This window comes from Algoriphagus sp. 10J20-15 (genome assembly GCF_055809615.1).
On the sequence record NZ_JBVVUG010000046.1, the window covers coordinates 193,322 to 212,929 of the forward strand.

At 40.4% G+C, this 19,608-nt stretch carries 18 protein-coding genes and 2 pseudogenes; 3 read left to right on the forward strand and 17 right to left on the reverse strand.

All coding sequences use genetic code 11. From position 1 onward, the window contains the following. Window positions 1-9: 9 nt before the first annotated feature. From AC0L6R_RS21945 to AC0L6R_RS21990, 10 genes and pseudogenes are all read right to left on the reverse strand, one after another. A complete protein-coding gene (locus AC0L6R_RS21945) occupies window positions 10-3,444 on the reverse strand; it encodes a SusC/RagA family TonB-linked outer membrane protein (RefSeq protein ID WP_473273143.1) in 3,435 nt (1,144 codons plus the stop codon). A gap of 155 nt (window positions 3,445-3,599) precedes the next feature. Then, window positions 3,600-4,454, reverse strand: coding sequence for a FecR family protein (locus tag AC0L6R_RS21950; RefSeq protein ID WP_473273144.1), 855 nt, complete (start codon window positions 4,452-4,454; stop codon window positions 3,600-3,602). A 198-nt stretch (window positions 4,455-4,652) separates the two neighbouring features. After that, window positions 4,653-5,015 (reverse strand): RNA polymerase sigma factor, encoded by a 363-nt coding sequence (locus tag AC0L6R_RS21955; protein WP_473273167.1) that lies wholly within the window; start codon window positions 5,013-5,015, stop codon window positions 4,653-4,655. 10 nt (window positions 5,016-5,025) lie between these two features. Continuing rightward, a complete protein-coding gene (locus AC0L6R_RS21960) occupies window positions 5,026-5,307 on the reverse strand; it encodes an RNA polymerase sigma factor (RefSeq protein ID WP_473273145.1) in 282 nt (93 codons plus the stop codon). Window positions 5,308-5,552: 245 nt separating this feature from the next. Then, complete coding sequence (locus AC0L6R_RS21965; RefSeq protein ID WP_473273146.1) at window positions 5,553-6,476, reverse strand: alpha/beta hydrolase; 924 nt, start codon at window positions 6,474-6,476, stop codon at window positions 5,553-5,555. 266 nt (window positions 6,477-6,742) lie between these two features. Beyond that, window positions 6,743-7,625: pseudogene (locus AC0L6R_RS21970) on the reverse strand (alpha/beta hydrolase); the annotation flags it as partial. A gap of 55 nt (window positions 7,626-7,680) precedes the next feature. Then, window positions 7,681-8,520 carry a sialate O-acetylesterase gene (locus AC0L6R_RS21975; protein WP_473273147.1) on the reverse strand — a complete coding sequence of 280 codons (840 nt, stop codon included), beginning with the start codon at window positions 8,518-8,520 and terminating at the stop codon, window positions 7,681-7,683. Between the two features lie 44 nt (window positions 8,521-8,564). Continuing rightward, window positions 8,565-11,054: a glycoside hydrolase family 95 protein gene (locus AC0L6R_RS21980; RefSeq protein ID WP_473273168.1), complete on the reverse strand. Its 2,490-nt coding sequence runs from the start codon at window positions 11,052-11,054 to the stop codon at window positions 8,565-8,567. A gap of 325 nt (window positions 11,055-11,379) precedes the next feature. After that, on the reverse strand, window positions 11,380-12,390 hold the full coding sequence (locus AC0L6R_RS21985) for a zinc-binding alcohol dehydrogenase family protein (protein ID WP_473273148.1): 1,011 nt from the start codon (window positions 12,388-12,390) through the stop codon (window positions 11,380-11,382). After that, on the reverse strand, window positions 12,387-13,481 hold the full coding sequence (locus AC0L6R_RS21990) for an aldo/keto reductase (protein WP_473273149.1): 1,095 nt from the start codon (window positions 13,479-13,481) through the stop codon (window positions 12,387-12,389). The genes AC0L6R_RS21985 and AC0L6R_RS21990 overlap by 4 nt, the downstream gene beginning before the upstream one ends. A 150-nt stretch (window positions 13,482-13,631) precedes the next feature. Between AC0L6R_RS21990 and AC0L6R_RS21995 the strand changes: the two genes are divergently transcribed. Next, window positions 13,632-13,940, forward strand: coding sequence for a LacI family DNA-binding transcriptional regulator (locus AC0L6R_RS21995; RefSeq protein ID WP_473273150.1), 309 nt, complete (start codon window positions 13,632-13,634; stop codon window positions 13,938-13,940). Next, a complete protein-coding gene (locus AC0L6R_RS22000; protein ID WP_473273151.1) occupies window positions 13,873-14,646 on the forward strand; it encodes a substrate-binding domain-containing protein in 774 nt (257 codons plus the stop codon). The genes AC0L6R_RS21995 and AC0L6R_RS22000 overlap by 68 nt, the downstream gene beginning before the upstream one ends. 46 nt (window positions 14,647-14,692) lie before the next feature. Here the strand turns inward: AC0L6R_RS22000 and AC0L6R_RS22005 are convergent, their stop codons facing one another. From AC0L6R_RS22005 to AC0L6R_RS22015, 3 genes are all read right to left on the reverse strand, one after another. Further along, the gene (locus tag AC0L6R_RS22005) at window positions 14,693-15,844 is read right to left on the reverse strand and encodes a DUF3800 domain-containing protein (RefSeq protein ID WP_473273152.1); all 1,152 of its coding nucleotides are present in this window, start codon (window positions 15,842-15,844) and stop codon (window positions 14,693-14,695) included. A 204-nt stretch (window positions 15,845-16,048) separates the two neighbouring features. Beyond that, complete coding sequence (locus AC0L6R_RS22010; RefSeq protein WP_473273153.1) at window positions 16,049-16,786, reverse strand: Cthe_2314 family HEPN domain-containing protein; 738 nt, start codon at window positions 16,784-16,786, stop codon at window positions 16,049-16,051. 477 nt (window positions 16,787-17,263) lie between these two features. Continuing rightward, entirely contained in the window at window positions 17,264-17,398 is a 135-nt protein-coding gene (locus tag AC0L6R_RS22015) for a hypothetical protein (RefSeq protein WP_473273154.1), read from the reverse strand. Between the two features lie 71 nt (window positions 17,399-17,469). Between AC0L6R_RS22015 and AC0L6R_RS22020 the strand changes: the two are divergent. Then, window positions 17,470-17,625: pseudogene (locus AC0L6R_RS22020) on the forward strand (IS200/IS605 family transposase); the annotation flags it as partial. Window positions 17,626-17,697: 72 nt separating this feature from the next. On the opposite strand, the gene AC0L6R_RS22025 reads toward AC0L6R_RS22020, so the two are convergent. The 4 genes from AC0L6R_RS22025 to AC0L6R_RS22040 form a co-directional block, all read right to left on the reverse strand. Beyond that, on the reverse strand, window positions 17,698-18,126 hold the full coding sequence (locus tag AC0L6R_RS22025; RefSeq protein WP_283411275.1) for a hypothetical protein: 429 nt from the start codon (window positions 18,124-18,126) through the stop codon (window positions 17,698-17,700). A 117-nt stretch (window positions 18,127-18,243) separates the two neighbouring features. Beyond that, window positions 18,244-18,795 (reverse strand): hypothetical protein, encoded by a 552-nt coding sequence (locus tag AC0L6R_RS22030; protein WP_473273155.1) that lies wholly within the window; start codon window positions 18,793-18,795, stop codon window positions 18,244-18,246. A gap of 155 nt (window positions 18,796-18,950) precedes the next feature. After that, window positions 18,951-19,184, reverse strand: coding sequence for a hypothetical protein (locus tag AC0L6R_RS22035; protein WP_473273156.1), 234 nt, complete (start codon window positions 19,182-19,184; stop codon window positions 18,951-18,953). Between the two features lie 77 nt (window positions 19,185-19,261). Then, window positions 19,262-19,608: DUF4279 domain-containing protein (locus AC0L6R_RS22040; protein ID WP_473273157.1), on the reverse strand; the 347-nt coding region annotated here is incomplete at its 5' end.

The window sequence follows — 19,608 nt, forward strand, 5'->3', positions numbered from 1 at the left end:
ATGACTGATTTAGAATGAAACATTTACACCCAAATTGATTCTTCTTACCGTCGGGTAAGCTCCAGCATAGCCTGCAGAGGAGAAGTTAGATTCCCGATCATCTGGCATGTCCGTCCAAAGCAGCAGGTTGTTTCCATTCAGATATATCCTAAATGTCTCAACACCTAAATTTCTCACCCAATTGGAATTGAAGAGGTAGGCGATTTCTGCATTTTTCAGACGTAAATAGGAGCCATCGTAGAGGTAGCGCTCACCATTGCTATAGCCTGGCATCAATGCGCCCCATCGTGGCATTGGAGAATCCGGATCCATATTATCTTCAGACCAATAGCTCCCTTCCTCATATACTCTGTTCAGTCGGTTGTTCAAACTGCTCAATGGAACATCTCTTGTGACGTTGTTTACACCGTAGAACTGAACGTAGAGACTGAGCCCCTTCCATTCCACTCCTATGTTTGTGCTGTAAGTATTTTCAGGTACGCTGGCAAATCCATAAGGAGCAGCATCGAAGGAATCAATTATACCGTCACCGTTGAAATCAAGGATTTGCATTCCACCAGGAAGTTTGAATTGATCATTGGAGTTGTTCTGCGTGCTGCCATAGACTTCATCCCATGAACTGTAGTAGCCATTGCTAATGTGGGTACGGTATTGTCCGAGCTGATATCCTTGATCCTTCTGATAAGCTACTTGCAATTCCGGATCATCTCTTTCCTTGACCACATTTTCGGCATGAGTCATGGTAAAGTCAGCCCATACTCGGATTTGATTTTCGAAGGTGTGATTTAAACCCAGCGTAAATTCAAACCCATTTGTGATCACTCGACCCAGGTTTGCAGCAGGGGCTGTAGTACCAAAATAACTAGGAATAGAACGGTCTCCTGACATCAGGATATCCTTACGATCATCTTTGAAATATTCAAAATTACCGTTGATCATTCCGTTGAGAATATCGAATTCAAGACCAATGTTGGTTTTGTAAACAGTTTCCCAATGCACCTCAGGGTTACCCACGGAAGATTGGCGGTACCACGTATAAGGGCTATACTCTCCTCCTTCACCCACTATGCCCAACTGAGAGCTGTTGCCATAGCTCCACTGATCCATGAAAAGGAATCGTCCACCGATGTTATCATCCCCCACTTCTCCGTAGCTGGCTCGTATTTTTAGGAAGTCGATAATGGAGATGGATTTCATAAAACTCTCTTCCGAGATTACCCATCCGATTCCTCCGGAGGAGAAAAATGCATAGCGGTATTCTGGAGCAAATTTCTCTGAGCCATTATAAGCTCCACTATAATCCAGTAGATACTTGTTCTTGTAGTCGTAGTTTGCACGGAAAACCCAATCTTCACGATAGGAAGGAATCATACTACCTGTCGCATCCTGCTGACGGCTCATCAAGCCCATCAGAGTCAAATTATGATTTGTGCCTATTTTGGTTGAATAATTCAACTGACCTTGATAGTATAGTCTGCGTTGAGCACCATTCACAGTGCCGCTAGCAGTTCCCCAAGTCACCGCTTCTCTAAAGTCAAATCTACTGTTGGCGTCTACTACATCATCGTAAAGATGTAAGCCTGTAGCAGGATCAATCCATTTTTGAAACGGGGTATTGTAAAGGTCATTTACCCCTCTGTTTATTTCAGTGAAAGAATTATCAATAGCAAGAGTACCACGGAAATTCAATCCCTTGATGATCATTCCCAGATCTTGGTTCAATACAAAATTGGTAGAAAGCTGCGTGGTAGTTAAGTATTGAAGTCCACTTACTGCCAGGATTCGCACTGAGTTTTCTGCCGCCACGTCATCAGGCGTATAGACTCCCCAAGCTCCATCTGAATAGACTGGCAAGAAAGCATCAGGCGGATTGCCATATGCTGCACTCCAAAAACTGCTTGAGTTTCCACCACCCCAAGGCGTTTTTCTTGTACCATATGACCCTCCTAAGTTTACCTGAAGTTTGGTGCTTGAAGTCAACTGAAAATCAAGATTACTACGAAAGTTTAATCGGTTGTAATTGTATCCTGGATCGTATCCGCGATTGTTGTCAAAATCCCTAAAAAGATCACCTTCATTCTGAAAATCTATACTTGCAAAATACTGGGTAAACTTCGTACCGCCTCTAATTCCCACATTGGCATTGTAAGCCATTGCATAGTCTTTGAAAAGCGTTTCCTGCCAGTCAATATTCGGGTAGCGTTCTGACTCTTCCAGATTGGCAGGATTTCTATATTTATCTCGAATCGAATACGGAATGTAATCTGCCCAGCCTGCACCATTCGCAGAAAGTTCGTTTTCTATAGCACTGTTCCTAACTCCTATTGCATCGTAAGCATCGTATTTCCCAGGCAGCTTAGATACTACCTTCATGGTAGAGCTGAAGTTGGCTGTGATCTGCGCTTTTCCTTCTCTACCTCTTTTGGTGGTCACGATGATTACGCCATTTGCACCTCTGGATCCGAAAACGGCGGTAGCAGATGCATCTTTCAATACTGAGATGGTTTCTACAGAAGCGATATCCATCGTATTGAAAAACTCGGGACGCTCCACTCCATCTACAAGAATGAGCGGAGAATTGCCATTCCAGCTATTCTGGCCTCGAATGACGATCTGAGGACTTTCCCCACCCGGCACGCCTGTACTTGCCGAGGTGATTACCCCAGGCAAATTACCGGTTAATGCTGATCCCACGTTCGAAACACCACCTGTTCTCTTTAGAACTTCACCATTCGTTTGAGCTACTGCTCCTACAATGGTTTCTTTCTTTTGCTCTGCGTAGCCTACCACGATCACTTCTTCCAGTGACTGTAGATTCTCTTCGAGAATTATATTAACCACCGCTTGATTTGCTATGGTAACTTCTTTTTCATTGAATCCCATAAAGGAAAAGACCAACGTCTCTCCCTCATTCACGGTAATGGAATAATTACCGTCCAGATCTGTGGTGGTACCTTTGGTGGTGTTTTTAATACGGACGGTAACACCTGGGAGTGCCAAGCCAGAAGGATCAAGAACTTGGCCTGTGATCTCTACTACTGCAGAGATTACCTCCTTAGTCTGAGACACTTCTTTTTTCGGTCCTCTTGTGATATGAATATTATCATCCAGCTGTACAAATTTTAGATTTGTCTGGCTGGAAATCTCGTAAAGCACCTCAGATAGCGGCACCTTGTTCATTGCCAGATTTACGGTTAATTCATCTACTGGAACCTTCACTTTATTATAAGTGAACATAAATCCGCTCTGTTTCTCTAGCTCGGGGATAACTTTGTTTAGTGTACTTTCATTGAAATTGACCGTGACGGTAATATCATCAAGCCCTTTTAATTGAGCATGTCCATTATTTGCCATAAGGACTGCCGTGAAAAACAGCTGAAAGATGAAAGCACACACAAAATATTTGGAAAGCATAATGATTTTCCTAAGTATTGATTTTTCCATACTTTTGATATGATTTTAAGTGTGTATTACTTGAAATTTTAGCCTTTGATTAATTTGACGATTGAGGCAAAGGCTATGGGCAGGAAAGCTTCGGCTTTCCTGCTTTTTTCATTTTCAGCTGGTGTTTGTGTAGGGGTTTTTCATAGGTTAGTAGGTTATGGGTTTGAAATTGTTACTGTTTTTCCTTTGATTTTATAGTCAAATTCGGAGGAGATACTTATGCCGTCCAAGACTTGATTCAATGGTTTGTTATGATAGCTTCCAGAGTACGACCATCCTTTATCTACCTTTAAGGTGCTGTTGATTGTGACGCCAAACCACACTTCCATTTTTCGGATAACTTCAGGGTAGCTGTCGTCTTTAAAAATCAGGTATTGGTCTTTCCAGCCAAATATTTCTAGGGGATCAAAATCTGTTTTAGTCACTTCACCATTCTTCCGTTTGATTAGCATTTCATGGGGAAGGAGAGTGATTACTCCCCCAGTGGAATCAGCCACTTCTACCTTGCCTTCTACCAGCGCCAGTTCAAAGTCTTCTCCGTTTTTTAGGTTAAATGAAGTGCCTAAAACGGTCACCTGATTGTTGTCTATTTGGATTACAAAAGGACGATTAGGATCCTTCGTCACATCAAAAAATGCTTCTCCCTGCATCCGGACGGTTCTTTTTTCCCCATCGAAATTCTGCGGATACGCTATGCTACTAGCTGCATTGAGGTGAACACGTGTTCCATCCGGCAATTGAAATTTATATTTCTGACCTGCAGGATTGTCCACAGTCAACCAAGTAGTTACTTGCTGATTTTCAGACTCTACCTTATTCCTTTTGTTGAGAATATCGATTCCGTAAACTGTAGAAAAAACCAAGAACAAGATGGCTGCAGTTTTATGCCAGCCACTCCAATGGAAATGACTGCCATCTGCCCTTTTCTGATGACTCTTTTCCACGATGTCCTCATACAAATCCATATAGGCCTGATCAGAAAGCACATACCGGTCTTTGTAATCGATCATTGCGATTATCTCTTTAGCCTTTTGGAGAACTGGTCTTCTTTCGGGATTATTTTCAATCCATTTAAGCCAAAAGTGATTAGTTTCTTCTCTCAGGATTTTTCACCCACTGAATAAAAAATTCATCGTTCAAAAAGTCCTCGATCTCAAAATCTATGTATTTATATTTTTCGTCCATGGTAGTGGCAGGAAGCGCGCTGGTTAGGCTTTCTTAACTTCAAATATTTCTTTAAGCTTCTCCATGGCTCTATAAACCAAGGTTCTCGCTGTTTTAACTTCACTGAAATTCATCACTTCAGCTATTTCTTTATAGGATAGCTCTTCTTGATAGAGCATGATAATCGCTTGTCTTTGTCTGGTAGGCAGTTTGTTCAGCGCATTGGCGATTTCCAACTTCTGCTCCAAGGCAAATTCTTCATCTATCAATTTGGTCTCATGAGAGGTCTCGATGTGAAACATATTTTCCTCATTTTCAAGAGATGTCAAATCGGCATTTAGCTTTCTCTCTTTCTTGAGAAACTTGAAAAGTTCTCTGTGAAAAACGGTGAACAGATAACCTTTAATTCGCTGTACATCACCTAACTTGGCTTGGTTCTTTCGTAGATCTTACAAACATTTTCTGAAGACAATCCCTGATTAATTCTTCTTGCTTGCAGATTTGCATGCCATAATTAAATAAGTCAGCTACATATTTTCGGTAGATGTAGTTAAAGGCGGCTTCATCTCCACTTTTGAAAGATGTCCAGACCTCACGGTCTGATTTTTCAGTGTATACCACCATCACTTGACTATGCTGCATATATAGCATAGCTGAGGTATCGGAAGTTTCAATAGGTTTATTCTGGGTTTTTTTCATTTGAACAGGAAGGTATCTCCACTCTTCACTTATAAAGAGTGTTTTTAGAGGTCAAACAACCTCAAAATTTTATTTTATTTTTTTCTGTATATGAAAAAATCTACCATACACAGTTTTATCTCCTGATAATTAAATAATACACTCCTATCGCAGAATATAATTCTGCGATAGGAGAATACCATTCTATCGTCTAATCAAGAATTCTTACAAGCAGTAAAAAAGGGAAATAATGGCGTCTAGAGACTTCAGTCTGCTTTCAGGAATTCGTTGACATCCAACCAATGTATAAAAGCATCAAACCAACGATTACTGGTTCTACCAGGATTACCAAGACCGAAGCCATGCCCGCCATTTTGATATAAGTGAAACTCAACAGGAATACCTGCTTTGTCCCAGGAATCAATCACACCAAATTGGCCTCTAAAAAGAAAATCATCTGTGGCAATTACATTGAACATAGGAGGTGCATCTTCAGGAACTTCAACTGGTCCCATGCCACCATAGATTGGGCCGATGAAGGCCAATTTCATTGTCTTGGAATTCAACGTGCTGTGCATGGTCAATCCTGCACCGGCAGAAAAGCCGATCATTCCTAACCTATCCATATCAACACCCCACTCTTCTGCTCTATCCTTAATCATCGCATAGGCTGCCTCGGCATCTTCCAACTGATCCGAAAGATCAAAGGATGCAGGAGCTGGACGTGCGGGAGCTGAGGATTCCGACGGGGCAGGTGGTGGTGATAAAGTCTGGTTCATAGACTCTTTGAAGCCATCTAAAGACTCAGGGGTTGGACGAAGCCTGTATTTCAGGACGAACGCTGCTATTCCCTGCTTTGCAAGGGCTTCTGCCACTTCCCATCCTTCATTTTTCAAAGAAAGCCATCTGAAACCACCGCCCGGCGCAACAAGCACCGCTGCTCCAGTCGCCGTACCTGGCTCTGGTAAAAAAGGAGTCAAGGTGGCAACAGTAATATTTCGCGCCATTGGGTCTCCCCATTGCTTAAACCAAGTTTCGGAAGCAGGTTGGTTTTCAACTCCACCTGTTCCCAGCAAAATTGCATTAGGTTCAGCTGGTGTTTCCAGTGGATAAATGGTACCGTCCTGTGCCATAGCGGAGGAGGCAATTAAGAGGCATGACGCCAGAATTGAGGTTTTTAATAGGTTCATGGTATTATGGGTTTTGTTAATTGCAATTAGGTGGAGAAAAGGAATTTATATGGCCATCCTTAATCTTGCCAGTAATAGTAATTTCTTTGCTCATCAGGTCAGAAGACAGGAGACGAGAGACGGGAGTGGCCTAAATACTAGTATTAACCAAATCCTAGGATTCTTTAATCTCTTTACAAGTTGAAAAGCGGATTTAGTTTTAAATCAATTTCTCCAATGATTAGTCTTCCTTATAAACTGGTTTAAAATGAGTTAATTTATTTAACCGCTGTGATATCCAGGGGACTATATTGATCGAATTTAGATTCATCGACAGGTTTAAACAGCAACTGGGAAAACATGTACAGGCCATTTTTCCAAACTTTGAAATCGTGCCCGCCAGTCTCCAAATAATAGATATGTGGCACCTCATTTTCTGCTAAATACTCATGGGTACGGGAAGAGAATCTGAGCAATCCATCTTCATCTCCACAGGATATCCAAAGCACTTTTAGAAGTTCTTTTGCCTTTTCAGGATCTGGAACAAGAAGTTCCGGAGCTTTGGTGTTTGGAGCTGAAGAAAAACCTCCCACCCAGGCAAACTTATCCAAATTACCCAAGCCAAAATTCAGCGATTGTCCTCCACCCATGGATAAACCTGCTATCGCACGATTTTCTCTATCAGTGAGAACAGGGTAGTTATTTTCAACATAAGGAATCAGATCGTTCAGCAAATCTTGCTCAAACGTGGCAAAGGCTTGTACTTTATCAGGAGCCATAACATTTCCACTTGCGCTATCATCCTTCATCGCTCTGCCATTTGGCATGATGACAATCATAGGGGCTAGCTTTCCATCAGCATAGAGATTATCCAAGATGATCTCAGGATGCCCCTCCCTTCAGCCATTCCTTTTCATCACCACCAATTCCGTGAAGTAGGTAGAGGACTGGGTATTTTTCATTTTTGGAAAAGCCCGGAGGAGTATAAACTAGGGCTTTTCGGTCATTGCCAACAGTTTTTGAAGCATAGGTGATGGTGTCAATTTTCCCGTGGGAAATCCCATCTCTAGCCTGATCAAATCCTGATGGTGCTTCTTTTTCTATCTGCTGGGCGTGAAGTTGCCCTAAAAAAAAGAACAATAGGAATAATAGGTTTTTTGAGCTGTTCATATAGGTTTATTAGGTTATTTACTGGGTAATAATTATTGGGTAGAAAACTTCAGGTTCATTCTTCCTGTAAGAGCTCAGTCATTTTTTTCCCATATCTGGTTCCTAACAAGCGATAACCTGCTGCCGAAAAATGAAGCCCATCCGGGATAGCCTCACAATCAGCTGAGGAAATAACATAAGAATTTGGGATAACTGTTGGTAGCGTGGCAATGATTGGGTTCATACTTGCGCACTTGCCTCCCTGCTCAGCGCTTACTAATTCGCCAGCTAAAAAGGGTACAGAATCGGGAGCTAATCCTAAATCACTTAGCAAATTGTCATAGACTCCTTCCACTTTCTTTGGCCAAGATTGGTCACCTGTATTGGACTCGCCCTGATGCAGCAATATTCCTTTGATCACCCCGTCCTTTTGGGCGATCTTTGCCAGGTCAAGCAATCTTCCATAAGGATTACCATCGTATTGGGCAATTATTCCCTTCATCCATCCCGGAGCTGTTTCTACATAGGTCTCATAGGAATCTTTCTCGAAAAGCTCAATTTTACAGCCTCCCACAGATACATTGATGATCCCGATTTTGATGCTATCGGGAAGACTTGCCGCTAATGTCCTTCCGAAATAATCGCCGGGAGTAATACCGGTATCGCATCTACTTAGCGGTGGAACTGCTGTGTACCAATTGCCCATTTCTCTGTTCAAATCTGGGCAATCCACCGCTTGTAATACCTTAAATCTGTCAATGGGCACGGTATCCTGAGGTTCAAACTGTGTATGGCCCTGCATGTTGGACTGGCCAAAACTGAGGAAAATGTAAAAATTAGGGTCTTGTGAAAACCCCTTCTGGGAGCTCAGAAAGAGTAAAAAAAGAAGAAAAAAGAAGGTGCTAGGATTTTTCATTTTAGGTTTGGGTTAGGTTTGAGAGCTTATTAGGTATTCAGGTTTTATAGGTATTTAGATTTCAATATATAAGAATTTCCAGGTTCTGTTTTTAAGTCATAAACACTGGTTTCCCCAAGATCAGGTAAGTGGATTTGAGCGGCTGGCGAGATGATTGGATCGGCAGTGACTGGTACTTGATAGAAAGGATTCGGGTTTTCACCACGCGCTTTCATAAGACCCTTACCCTTTTCTAGAACCAATGGGTTTGGAACTCGTAAGCGCAGGTTTCCTCCGATTGTCGATTTAATTACTGCTTTTTCGATCTTCCCATCTTTCCAATTCAGCTCCACAACTTCAAATCCACCTTTGGCACGAATTCCGGTAATGCTTCCCTCCTGCCAAATGTCTGGTAAAGCTGGCAATAGATGAATTTCCCCATTTGCACTTTGAATTAACATCTCGGTAATGCCTGAAGTACAACCAAAGTTTCCATCAATCTGGAAAGGTGGGTGCGCATCAAAAAGGTTGTTGTAAGATCCGCCACCTTCGCCAACCTTAGCACCTACCGGGGACAGCTGATTTTGGATCAGTTTGTAAGCATGATTGCCGTCCAGCATTCTTGCCCACCAGTTGACTTTCCAACCCATACTCCAACCCGTAGAAACATCTCCACGCTGGATTAAGGTGTTTTTGGAAGCAGAATACAACTCTGGAGTACGAAGCGGAGAAATTTGATTTGACGGGAATAGTCCATACAAATGGGAAATATGACGGTGATGATCATTAGGATCGTCAATATCATCCAGCCATTCCTGCAATTGACCGTGCTTTCCAATGTGCATAGGAGGTAATCGATCTCTCATGGCTTTCAGTGAATCTGCAAAAGATTGATCTTTACCAAGCATCTCCGAAGCTTGAATCACTGCGCTGAAGGCATCAAAAACCAATTGGTTGTCCATGGTCGTACCAGCATCTAAGGAGGAACCATCGTGTGCAGCAGGTGCATTTTCTGGAGAAGTACCAGGATTTACTACAAGCCAAGGTTTGTCTGGATGCTCCACCAAGAAATCAACATAAAACATCGCCGCACCTTTTAAAATAGGATAGATAGATTTCAGATAATCCATGTCTCCATTGTATTGAAAGTGATCCCAAAGATGCTGGCTGGTCCATGCTCCACCACCAGACCAAATTCCCCAGAAAACTGCATCGACCGGGCCGGTAATTCTCCAGATGTCCGTATTATGATGTGCCATCCAACCTCGCGCGCCGTACATCACTTTTGCCGTTTCCTCACCAGCTTCAGCCATCTCGAAAACCATTGTCAGGAAAGGCTCATGAAGCTCAGCCAAGTTGGTTTTCTCAGCCGGCCAATAGTTCATCTGCGCATTGATATTGATGGTGTATTTACTGTCCCATGGCGGTGACATTTCTTTGTTCCAAATCCCCTGCAGGTTTGCCGGCTGTCCTCCTGGCTGGGAAGAAGAAATCAACAAATACCTCCCATACTGATAATACAGCGTAACCAAAGACGGGTCATCTCCCTCTCTAAAGCTTTTTAATCGCTCATCCGTTGGGAGTTTGGAGGCTTCAGTTTTTCCTAAATTCAGACTCACCCGGTCGAAATATTTTTGATAATCCACCAAGTTTGTCTTCAATAAGTCACCAAAGGTTTTGGATGATCCTTTTGCCATAAAAGCTTGAGCTCTTGCACTTTCATCTCCTGCGAGATCCTTGTAATTGTTGAAATTGGTAGCGATGGCTATATAGATGGTGGCTGCGTCGGCATTATTTACCGTGATAGAAGAATCGGAAGAAGTAAGTGTCCCTCCCTGATTTTTGACTTTGGTAATGCTTTTAAATTTCACCTTGCCTTCCACTCCCTCATGATCTGTTGTAGTGCCAGAAATAGTTAATTGCTTTTCTGAATTGAGAGCAATCGTAGCATTTGGCTGAGGAGTAGCCATAGATGCAGTGAAAGAAATCATCCCAGGCTTGCTGGCAGTCAAATGAACAGCTATTACATTATCAGCGAAGGAAGCGATGGCTTCACGGGTATAGGTCACACCATCAACTTTATAGCTGACTTTGGAAATCGCCTCTGCTATATCCAATTCCCTACGATAATCTGTAAAAGCAGCATGTCCTTCAAAAGCAATATTCAGGTCTCCCACAGGCTGAAACTTTTGCCCATGTGACTTCTTACTTTGAATGGTTTTAGCGGCCAGTTCCTCCGCTTCTTTTTGCTTTCCTTCGAATATCAATCTTCTGACTTCCGGCAAAGATGCCAAAGCATCCGGATTATCATTTCTATTTGGTCCACCGGACCATACAGTATGCTCGTTAAGCTGAATCAGCTCATTTTCTACATTACCATAGATCATTGCTCCCAACCTGCCATTTCCTATTGGCAAGGCATCCGTCCATACATCAGCAGCTGGTTGCTTGTACCAAAGCGTGAGGTCAGAGCTTTCCTGAGCTTTTAGCTGTAGGGAAAAAGCCAGAAAAAGCACTGCAAAAAAAGTTCTTAAACAATATTTACTCGTATGCATTTTGGGTTTGTTGTTACTATTCATATAATTTTCCGCAATCTTTCCAGATACTAAAATTTCATTTCTCTCCACCTTCTTCGGTCTCAAATCTCCCGTCTTCCGTCTCCTGTCTCCCATCTTCTGTCTTCCGTCTCCCGTCTCCCACCTTCCGTCTTCCGTCTCCCGTCTCCCGTCTTCCATCTCCCGTCTTCTGTCTTCCGTCTTCCGTCTCCCGTCTTCTGTCTCCCGTCTTCCGTCTCCCGTCTTCTGTCTTCCATCTTCCTTCTTCTGTCTCCCGTCTCCCGTCTTCTGTCTTCCGTCTCCCGTCTCCCGTCTTCCGTCTTCCCTACATTTCCACCACCGCTTTGATCACTCCCGTTTCTGGATTCAACCAAGACTGAAAATCATTCTTCACCTGATCAAATTTCACTTTATGCGTAATGTACTTTTCAACTGACAATTTTCCAGATGCCATCGCTTCCAAGACCTGATCGAAGTCTTCCCTGGTGGCATTTCTGCTACTCATCAGCGTCGCTTCCCGCTTATGAAACTCAGGATGGGAAATAGCAATTTCACCTTTTTGTAATCCAACTAAGACATAGGATCCGCCATGGGCGATATATTGAAAACCTGAGTTGATCGCAGCCAAACTCCCAGTAGCATCAATCACCACATCGCAGAAATCCCCATCGGTGATTTCCTGAATCACTTCATAAGCAGATGCGCCAGCTTTCACTAGATGTGGTATATTCCATTCGCTCTTACAAAACTCCAGTCGCTTCTCGTTGATATCCATCGCGATCACAGTAGCTCCAGCAATCCTAGCGAATTCCATCACTCCCAATCCAATGGGACCAGCTCCGATCACTAAGACAAATTGCCCGGGCTTCACTCCTGCCCTTCGTACGCCATGAGCGCCGATGGCAAAAGGTTCGGCCAATGCAAGTTGCTCCAAGCTCAGCCCTCCTTTTTTCACCAAAGAAGAAATCGGCAAGGAGACATATTCCTGCATTCCGCCATCCTCATGAACCCCAAATACGCTGATTTTCTGACAGCAATTGGGTTTACCATTTCTGCAGGCTACACAAGTCCCGCAATTGAAATAGGGAATCACCGTGACTAGATCACCTTTCGTGATTTCCTCATTAGCTCCAATTTCCACCACTTCTCCCGCCAACTCATGCCCCAAAATTCTTGGGTAAGAGAAATAAGGCTGAGTGCCTTCAAATGCGTGAAGATCAGTTCCGCAAATGCCAATTCTCTTGATTTTGACAATGGCCTTTCCTTCATAAAGTACCGGCATTACCCCTTCTCTATATTCAAATTCTCCAGGTGTATTGCAAGAAAGTATTTTCATAGTTCTTGATTTAAATGAAATTCTGATAAATAGTCAGCAATCAGACCATTTTCCTTCATAATATCCCAAAATGAACCTGGGATTTTCGTGGAACAATAAGCAGCATTTGCATGAATTCTAGCCGGAGAAGTAGAGTTGAGTGCTATGGAATTCACTCCCGGCAGCTGAAGCCCAAATTGTATGCATGCATGGGATGGATCAATTTCCTGAGCTTTGCAAAGCTGGAAAAACTGATCTCTCCAAGTATGCCTTGGCAGATAGTTTGGATCGGATTTCTCCATTATTTTGTAATCATAATGATCGCCTCCTACCAGAAACCCAGACTGGAAAACTGCCGAATTAATGATACCTACCCCTTCTTTTTCCAGTTGCCTCATAAAGTGAAAAAGGGCCTCTGGATGATTATATATTGTCATGCTATTGGCAATCATCACCCAATCGAGTTTAACCTCAGCGTAAATCTTTTGGATTACTTTCCAGTTTTTAGACCCCACGCCTATTGCTTTAACTCTTCCGGCTTGTTTTAACTCTTCCAAAGCTGCATAGCCTTCTAGTATGTGGTCAAATCGCTGTTTATAATCTTCTGGCGAAAATGCCATATCCAAATATTCATCGGGATCGTGGATAGAAACCAGGAGACTATCATATCCCTTGAGCAAGGAATTGCCCTCATCAAAACAATTGATGACTCCTTCATAACTGATGTTCTGAATAGCATCATGACTAAGATTCTTCCAGACATCTTTCTCGAAAGTAGGCTCTCCTTGCAAATGCGTGCGCTGCCATCCCAGCTTATTACTGATCAAAACTTTGTCTTTTGGCACTTGCAGGTCATTCAGGGCATGTCCCAAAGTTTCCAATGCCAACCCTGCTCCATATTTCCCTGCCGAATCGAACACTATTCCATCTGGAAAACGCTCCAAGGCTGCAGCTATCAATTCCAGTTTTTGTTCGTAGGAATAAGCTTCATAGAGATTGCCTAGAGAACTCGTCCCGAAGATCATTGAAGGTACTTGTATGCCTGTTTTTCCTAATTCCATTCTATTTAGTAATGATTCTGCCAGTAAACGATTCAAACTTTTGTTCGGCATAAATCAAGTTTATCAAAACAATAAACCAATATGATAAAAATGACTAATAGTATATTGGTCAAACGTTTGACCTAATATCCTGAAGCTCCAACTAATACCCATTCAGCTTTCGAGCTTTTGTTCTAAATTAGGTTTGCCAAGTAGCCCAAAATGAAAAAGAAAAGAATCAGCATCACCGATATAGCAAATGCACTCCATGTAACCCCGTCCACGGTTTCCCGAGCGCTGAATGGAGGGGGAAAAGTTTCTGAGAAAAAAAGAAATGAGATTTTGGCCTTGGCAAAGAAGCTTGGCTATAGACCCAATCCTATTGCTAAAAGTCTTCTCGAAAACAAGACAAATACCATTGGGCTGATTATCGCCGGAATTCACGCATCATTTTTACAGCCGCATGCTTGCCGGCATAGAGAGCGTCACCTCAGAGGCAGGTTACCAACTGCTGATTTGTACCTCCAATGAAAACCAGACCGAGGAAATAAAATCCACACAAACACTTTTGGATGCCCGTGTAGATGGGATTCTAGCCACGATCTCCAAAATGAATGACAAGTTTGAGCATATACAGGAGGTAATGGACAGCGGGACACCACTGGTGCTGGTGGATCGTTTTTCTGAGGAAATTGAAACTCCCTACGTGATCTCAGATGATTTCAAGGGCGCCTTTTCTGCGGTGGATTACTTATGCCAAATCGGATGCAGAAACATCCTTCATATCAAGGGTCCAGATAACCTCTCAACTACATTCAACCGCTTTATGGGTTACAAAGAAGCGCTTCGAAAGCATGAAATCGAATTGAAAGAAGAACTTCTGCTGGAAAGTTCTGATACAAATCTGCTGGAAAAAATCAGGTTTTGCCTGACAAATCACCAAGTGGATGGTGCATTCACTTACAGTGATTACCTGGCATTTGAAATCTATAAAGTTGCAAGCGAACTTAATATCCCGATTCCTGAGCAATTGTCAGTCATTGGCTATGCCGATGAACCTATCTCCACCTACATCAACCCTACCCTAAGTACCGTAAATCAGCAGCCATTTGAAATGGGTGCATTTGGAGCCAATTACCTATTGAATAAAATCAATAATCCTGAAATCGCTTTGGAGATCAAAAATCTGGAGACTAGGTTAGTTATTAGGGGGTCTTGTAAGGGGCTGGAGGGGTGAGAGTGTTCATTAGGATTAAAAAATGATAAGGGAAAATTCTTGATTTTTATTTTTTAATGTTTTGAATCATTTTTTCAAGATTTAAAAATTCAGGATATTCAAAAATATTGATTTTATTATCTGTCGCAATTTTTATCATGTCATTTGCTTTTTCAAGTCTTAAAAGCATTGGATTAATAATGTTATTGTAACGGTTGAAAAAAAGTATTAAGTCCGATTTTGAACAAGGTATTTTATAACCAGATTGTCCGCTGACAATCAAAATATTCTCGTCCCTTAAACCTGCAATTATTTTATTTCTAAACACTTGTACATTTGAAACGTATTTTCCTCTTTGCTTAATTTTAGATATTATTTCATCAGTATAAACATATTCAAATGGATTGTTTTTAAAGCGAAAAGTAAGATAGTTTAAGGTGATAATCTGTTGTACAGTCACTTCATCATTGGTTTGTTCGTTTTCAGCAATATAATTGTTGATCATTTGCATTGCGAATTCACTTATCTGATGGTCATACCTTTCATCTTCATCAGTTATTTTTTTGAAAAGCTTTAAAGGTAATTCAGGCCAAATTCTTAATTGGAGAATTTTAGGCTTAAGAAGATCAAATAGCAGGTCTGAGTTTTCTGTTTTTTTTCCAGGATCGAAAACTCGAGCAAGAGTGCCAGAAATTATGTCTGCAACTTGGATTAGAGGTTCTTCGTGACTTTTTCCAAAACGGAATTCAGGCTTTTGGAATAAATCAGTCTGTACATGGTTTGATCTTACATAATTTATAAAACCAGCCATGAATTTCTCGTCACCATGCTCATCTGAAACTAGTTCTAAGTTTGGGTAGTACTTATAGAGCTCACTGTCCAGAAGTTTATTTATATATTTGAAAAATGAATTCCTGAATTTTAAGCCACTTTCTTCCCAGATTTTCCTTTTATCTACTATAACACTATAAATATGAAAGTCAAGAGATAATAAGTCATTTAATAAACTTATTCGTTTTGTGTCATCCTTAAAATTTTGGGATTTCAGTTCAGGAGCTTGGGTATGTTTCTTCCTAATTCTTTCTATTTCAGAACTAAAAACCGCAGAATCACTACTATCAACTACGACTGCAGAAACGATAAAAAATGTTGAAACACCCTGTTTCTCATATTTAATACTTTTGTCACCGTATTCATCTATATAGCCGACCTTACTCATATGACATACCTTTTACTAAAGTAATTATTTCCCAATCAACTTTTCCCATATCTTTATCCTCGACTCTATAAAAATAATATCAGTAATTTTCTTCTGCGCATTTTTACTAAGCCACTAGATTCCAGTTCCCAAAATGACTTAAGTATTCATTCTCCAACAAACAATGGAAAAAGTTTTCCTGATGCTAAGGCGGTCACAAGAAATTTATTTTCCACCATTTATATATTCTTCTAATTTTAAAGAAGCCTCATCCATAAAGGCTTCAATTAAATGAATTATTACAATTGTGAAATCTTTGAGCTCTTCCAATTGATTCTTAATCTCTTCACTAGTATGGTCACTAAGTATCAAATCTACATCACTTTGAATCATTTTCATTAAATCTTCCCAAATGACAATTTTTTTAAATATCTTAAATTCAGATTCTCCTGTATGAAGTTTAGAGTGCCTTGCTTTTCTATATTCATCTACTTTCTGAATTAAATCTGTTGTTATTTCAGAGATTTTATGATAGCCTTCACTCTTGGCTTTATCTTTAAATACATGAGCAGAAACTTTTTCATTATTAATTCCTAATTCGTATACTTCATTCCCAAGTTTTCCTATAACATCTAATAAAGTTGAAAGTCTGATATAATAATTCTCAAGGTGGTATTCGTAATAGTCTTCTTGAGTTTCAAGGTCAGGGTAATGTTCAGTAATCAATTTTCTGTCCTTAGCTAGAAATACAAAAGTTTTATCCAAATCCTTTAAAACTGTACTAATACGACCAGACAATTGAACAATCAATTTCAATTTGATTTGTTTGGGACTGCCATATGTTTCATAGTCAATTTCCTTACTTTTCAGGGCTGCGTCAATATGATTTTTTAGGAATTCTCTCACAGCATTTATTAGCAAAATGTGAAATTTTCTACTTTGATATTTCTCGGATATTTTCATTTGGTTTTAATCTATGTTTTGTGACACTTGTATATACTTTACCCCTTCCCCTATAACCTCTAGCTCACCATTCTCAACAGGTCTCCGGGGTTCTGCTGTGTCCAAATTAAGGATTTCGTCGACCGGATTAGTGCCGGAGGGAATATTTATTTTTATATCCGTAATACATTTAAGTGGTTTGGAAGAGAATTCATGATCGTATCATGTCCTTTCAGCTTACTATCCTGAAGCTTCAACCTCTGAGAATAAACCTTCAACTTATTATCCTCAATGTTCAGGTTCTGAGTGTAAAATTTCAACCTATTATCCTGAAATTTTAAGCTATTATCCTGAATGTTCAGCTCTTTTATTCTGAACCTTCAGACTTTTTACCTGAAGCTTGAGGAATAACTCCTCAAACAAAAAAGCCGGATCCTCTCGAATCCGGCCTGGAGAAGTGATTAGCAACTTCTCAGCCTTAAGTTTTAATCAGGCACTTTACTCTTTTGGTGGAGATTTTTTTGGTTTACGCTCCCAGCGCACCATCAAATCTGCTACCACAGGCTTGGCACTTGGTACTCCAAGCTTGACCGCCATCTGCGCCGACTTATAATAGGCAGTTGATGGTATCATGACTTCCGAGCCTGCTTCCATCAGTGTATCATCTAGATTACTACACAGCTGGGACAGGACATTAAAAAACAGACAAATTTGCTTGGCAAACTGGTTATGCGGCTTATGCTGTATCCGAATCCATCGTGGAAAAAGTTTTTCAGTACATCCAAAATCAAAAGAAACATCACCAGAAATTATCTTTTCAAGAGGAGTACGAAGAATTTTTGAAAATCAATGGCCTATAAAACGCATGAATGTAAGGCTATGAATATCACATTAACTTTACTGAAGTTTAAGTTTTGTTGGGCGTTCGTGCTTTATTTTATTTTTTTAAATTCTTTTCTCATTTTGTTGTCGGTAATTCTCATTGCAATCACTCCTGTAAATGGTTTACACCAAATAAATTCTTCGGTCTGTTGTTCTAAAATCACAATGTACGTATTCTCAAAAGTCAACTTATTTATTAAGAAATTCTGAGTTTTTAGATTAACTGTATCTGTAATTAGAATTCCGTCAACTATAAAAATCGGAGAATCTAAATTTTGGTCAATCGTTGTTGCTTTTCGGTTAATTAAAAGTCGTTGTCTTATGGATTCAAATTGAGATTTATTGTCTAATGCGTTTACTTTTTTCAGCCAATCAAAATTGTCCTGCCTTGTCATTTTATATGTTTGGTCAGTCGGAACTTGGCCGAACGAAAAAATGGAAATGGTCAAAAACCCTAATATGGTTAAGAATTTTTTCATTTCGTTTTTTTTCAGCATGACGCCCAACGGTCTTGCAGTAGGCGAGGTGGCGCTTTTTCTCGAGTGTGTATGTGGGCCATTTTGCTTACTGCGTTTTATAGGTGTTTTTTTTTATTTTCATAGTGGTCCAATGGAAAACGAAATTTCTATCACATAATTATTGTTTTCATTTTTTTCAATACTGTGCAAAGTGATAAAGCTCCTTATATCATCACCTCCAAAATCAATTTCTTCTTCCAATTTCAAGTCATACACATTCTTTGATACATAAAGATTTAATGCTTCGAGCCCATCATTTATTTTTATTGGTGCGTCAAGTTCGGGTTCAATTTCTTTCATCAATTCATAAGTCTTAACATACCAATATTTCAATGATTCTGTGTCAGCTTTGCACTTCTTAGTTTCAATTTTGAATGTTAAGGTATGATATTCACATCCCCAATTTTTAATTTGAATCAAATCACCTGAGCTTGAAGAAAATGTTTCAATTGAAGTTAAACTGTCGGCTTGTAATTGAAAATTGGCCTTGTTGTTTTTGTTGGGAATTACTATTGGTTCCGCTTGACCTCTAATACACTCTTCTCTAAGATCTTGAATGGTGTTATTATCTTGGGAGAAACTAAATCTCCCTACAGCCAATCCAATAATTATTAATAAGAGAGTTTTCATTTTATTCTTAATTACCTGAAACGTTTTACAATATGGCTAGTATGGGATTGCGGGCTAGGTTCCTGTTCACCGAAACCCAAGCTGGCTACGAAGCGAAAACCTTGCTGATAGCCATTCACCTGCCATAAGCCAAACGCTGTATTGTGTGCAGTTTTTTATTTTAATTCCTTATACATCGGCCCATCTTTCCTGACTTTTTCTATTGCTTCCGTCCAATATTCCCAAAATGCGGAATCTGCTGGCTCATCTGTTCCTTTCCAATATTCACCACCGCTTAATACATCAGTTAAATCATTCGAACCACTATTTTCCCAATATGCTTTCAAGCAGTAAAGCATTGCTTCGAAACCTTCTTTTCTTGATATTAAATCGTCTTTTTCGTTACTCATATTAATTTTATAAAAGTCCGAAGGTGCCCGACTTGTAAAGGTCGAAGTCAACTTCTGTCTCGGTTTTACTTAAAAAGTCAATTGTCCTTTTCGTTTAGTACAAAAAATGGTGTCGAAGCTTCTGGGTTAATGTCGATGTCAATTACAAATTGAAGTCGAGTCTCTAAATTCAAATCCCTTTTCAGACGGTTAATTACTTCAATCTTGGGTTCAAAAATGTTAATCAGTTTTACAAGAGGAGTTTCTAAGTCGATTTCGTTTCCTACTTCAATTTTGTACTTCCACGCAGTTGACTTTGGAACAGGGTCTTTTTTCTTCATTAAAGAGGTCGGCCAAACCCCTAATTCTTTAGTCAATATTTCTGTATCGAACATTTCGGATTCGAATGAGAAGTATAGATAATTATTGCAGTCTGTAGCGCTAT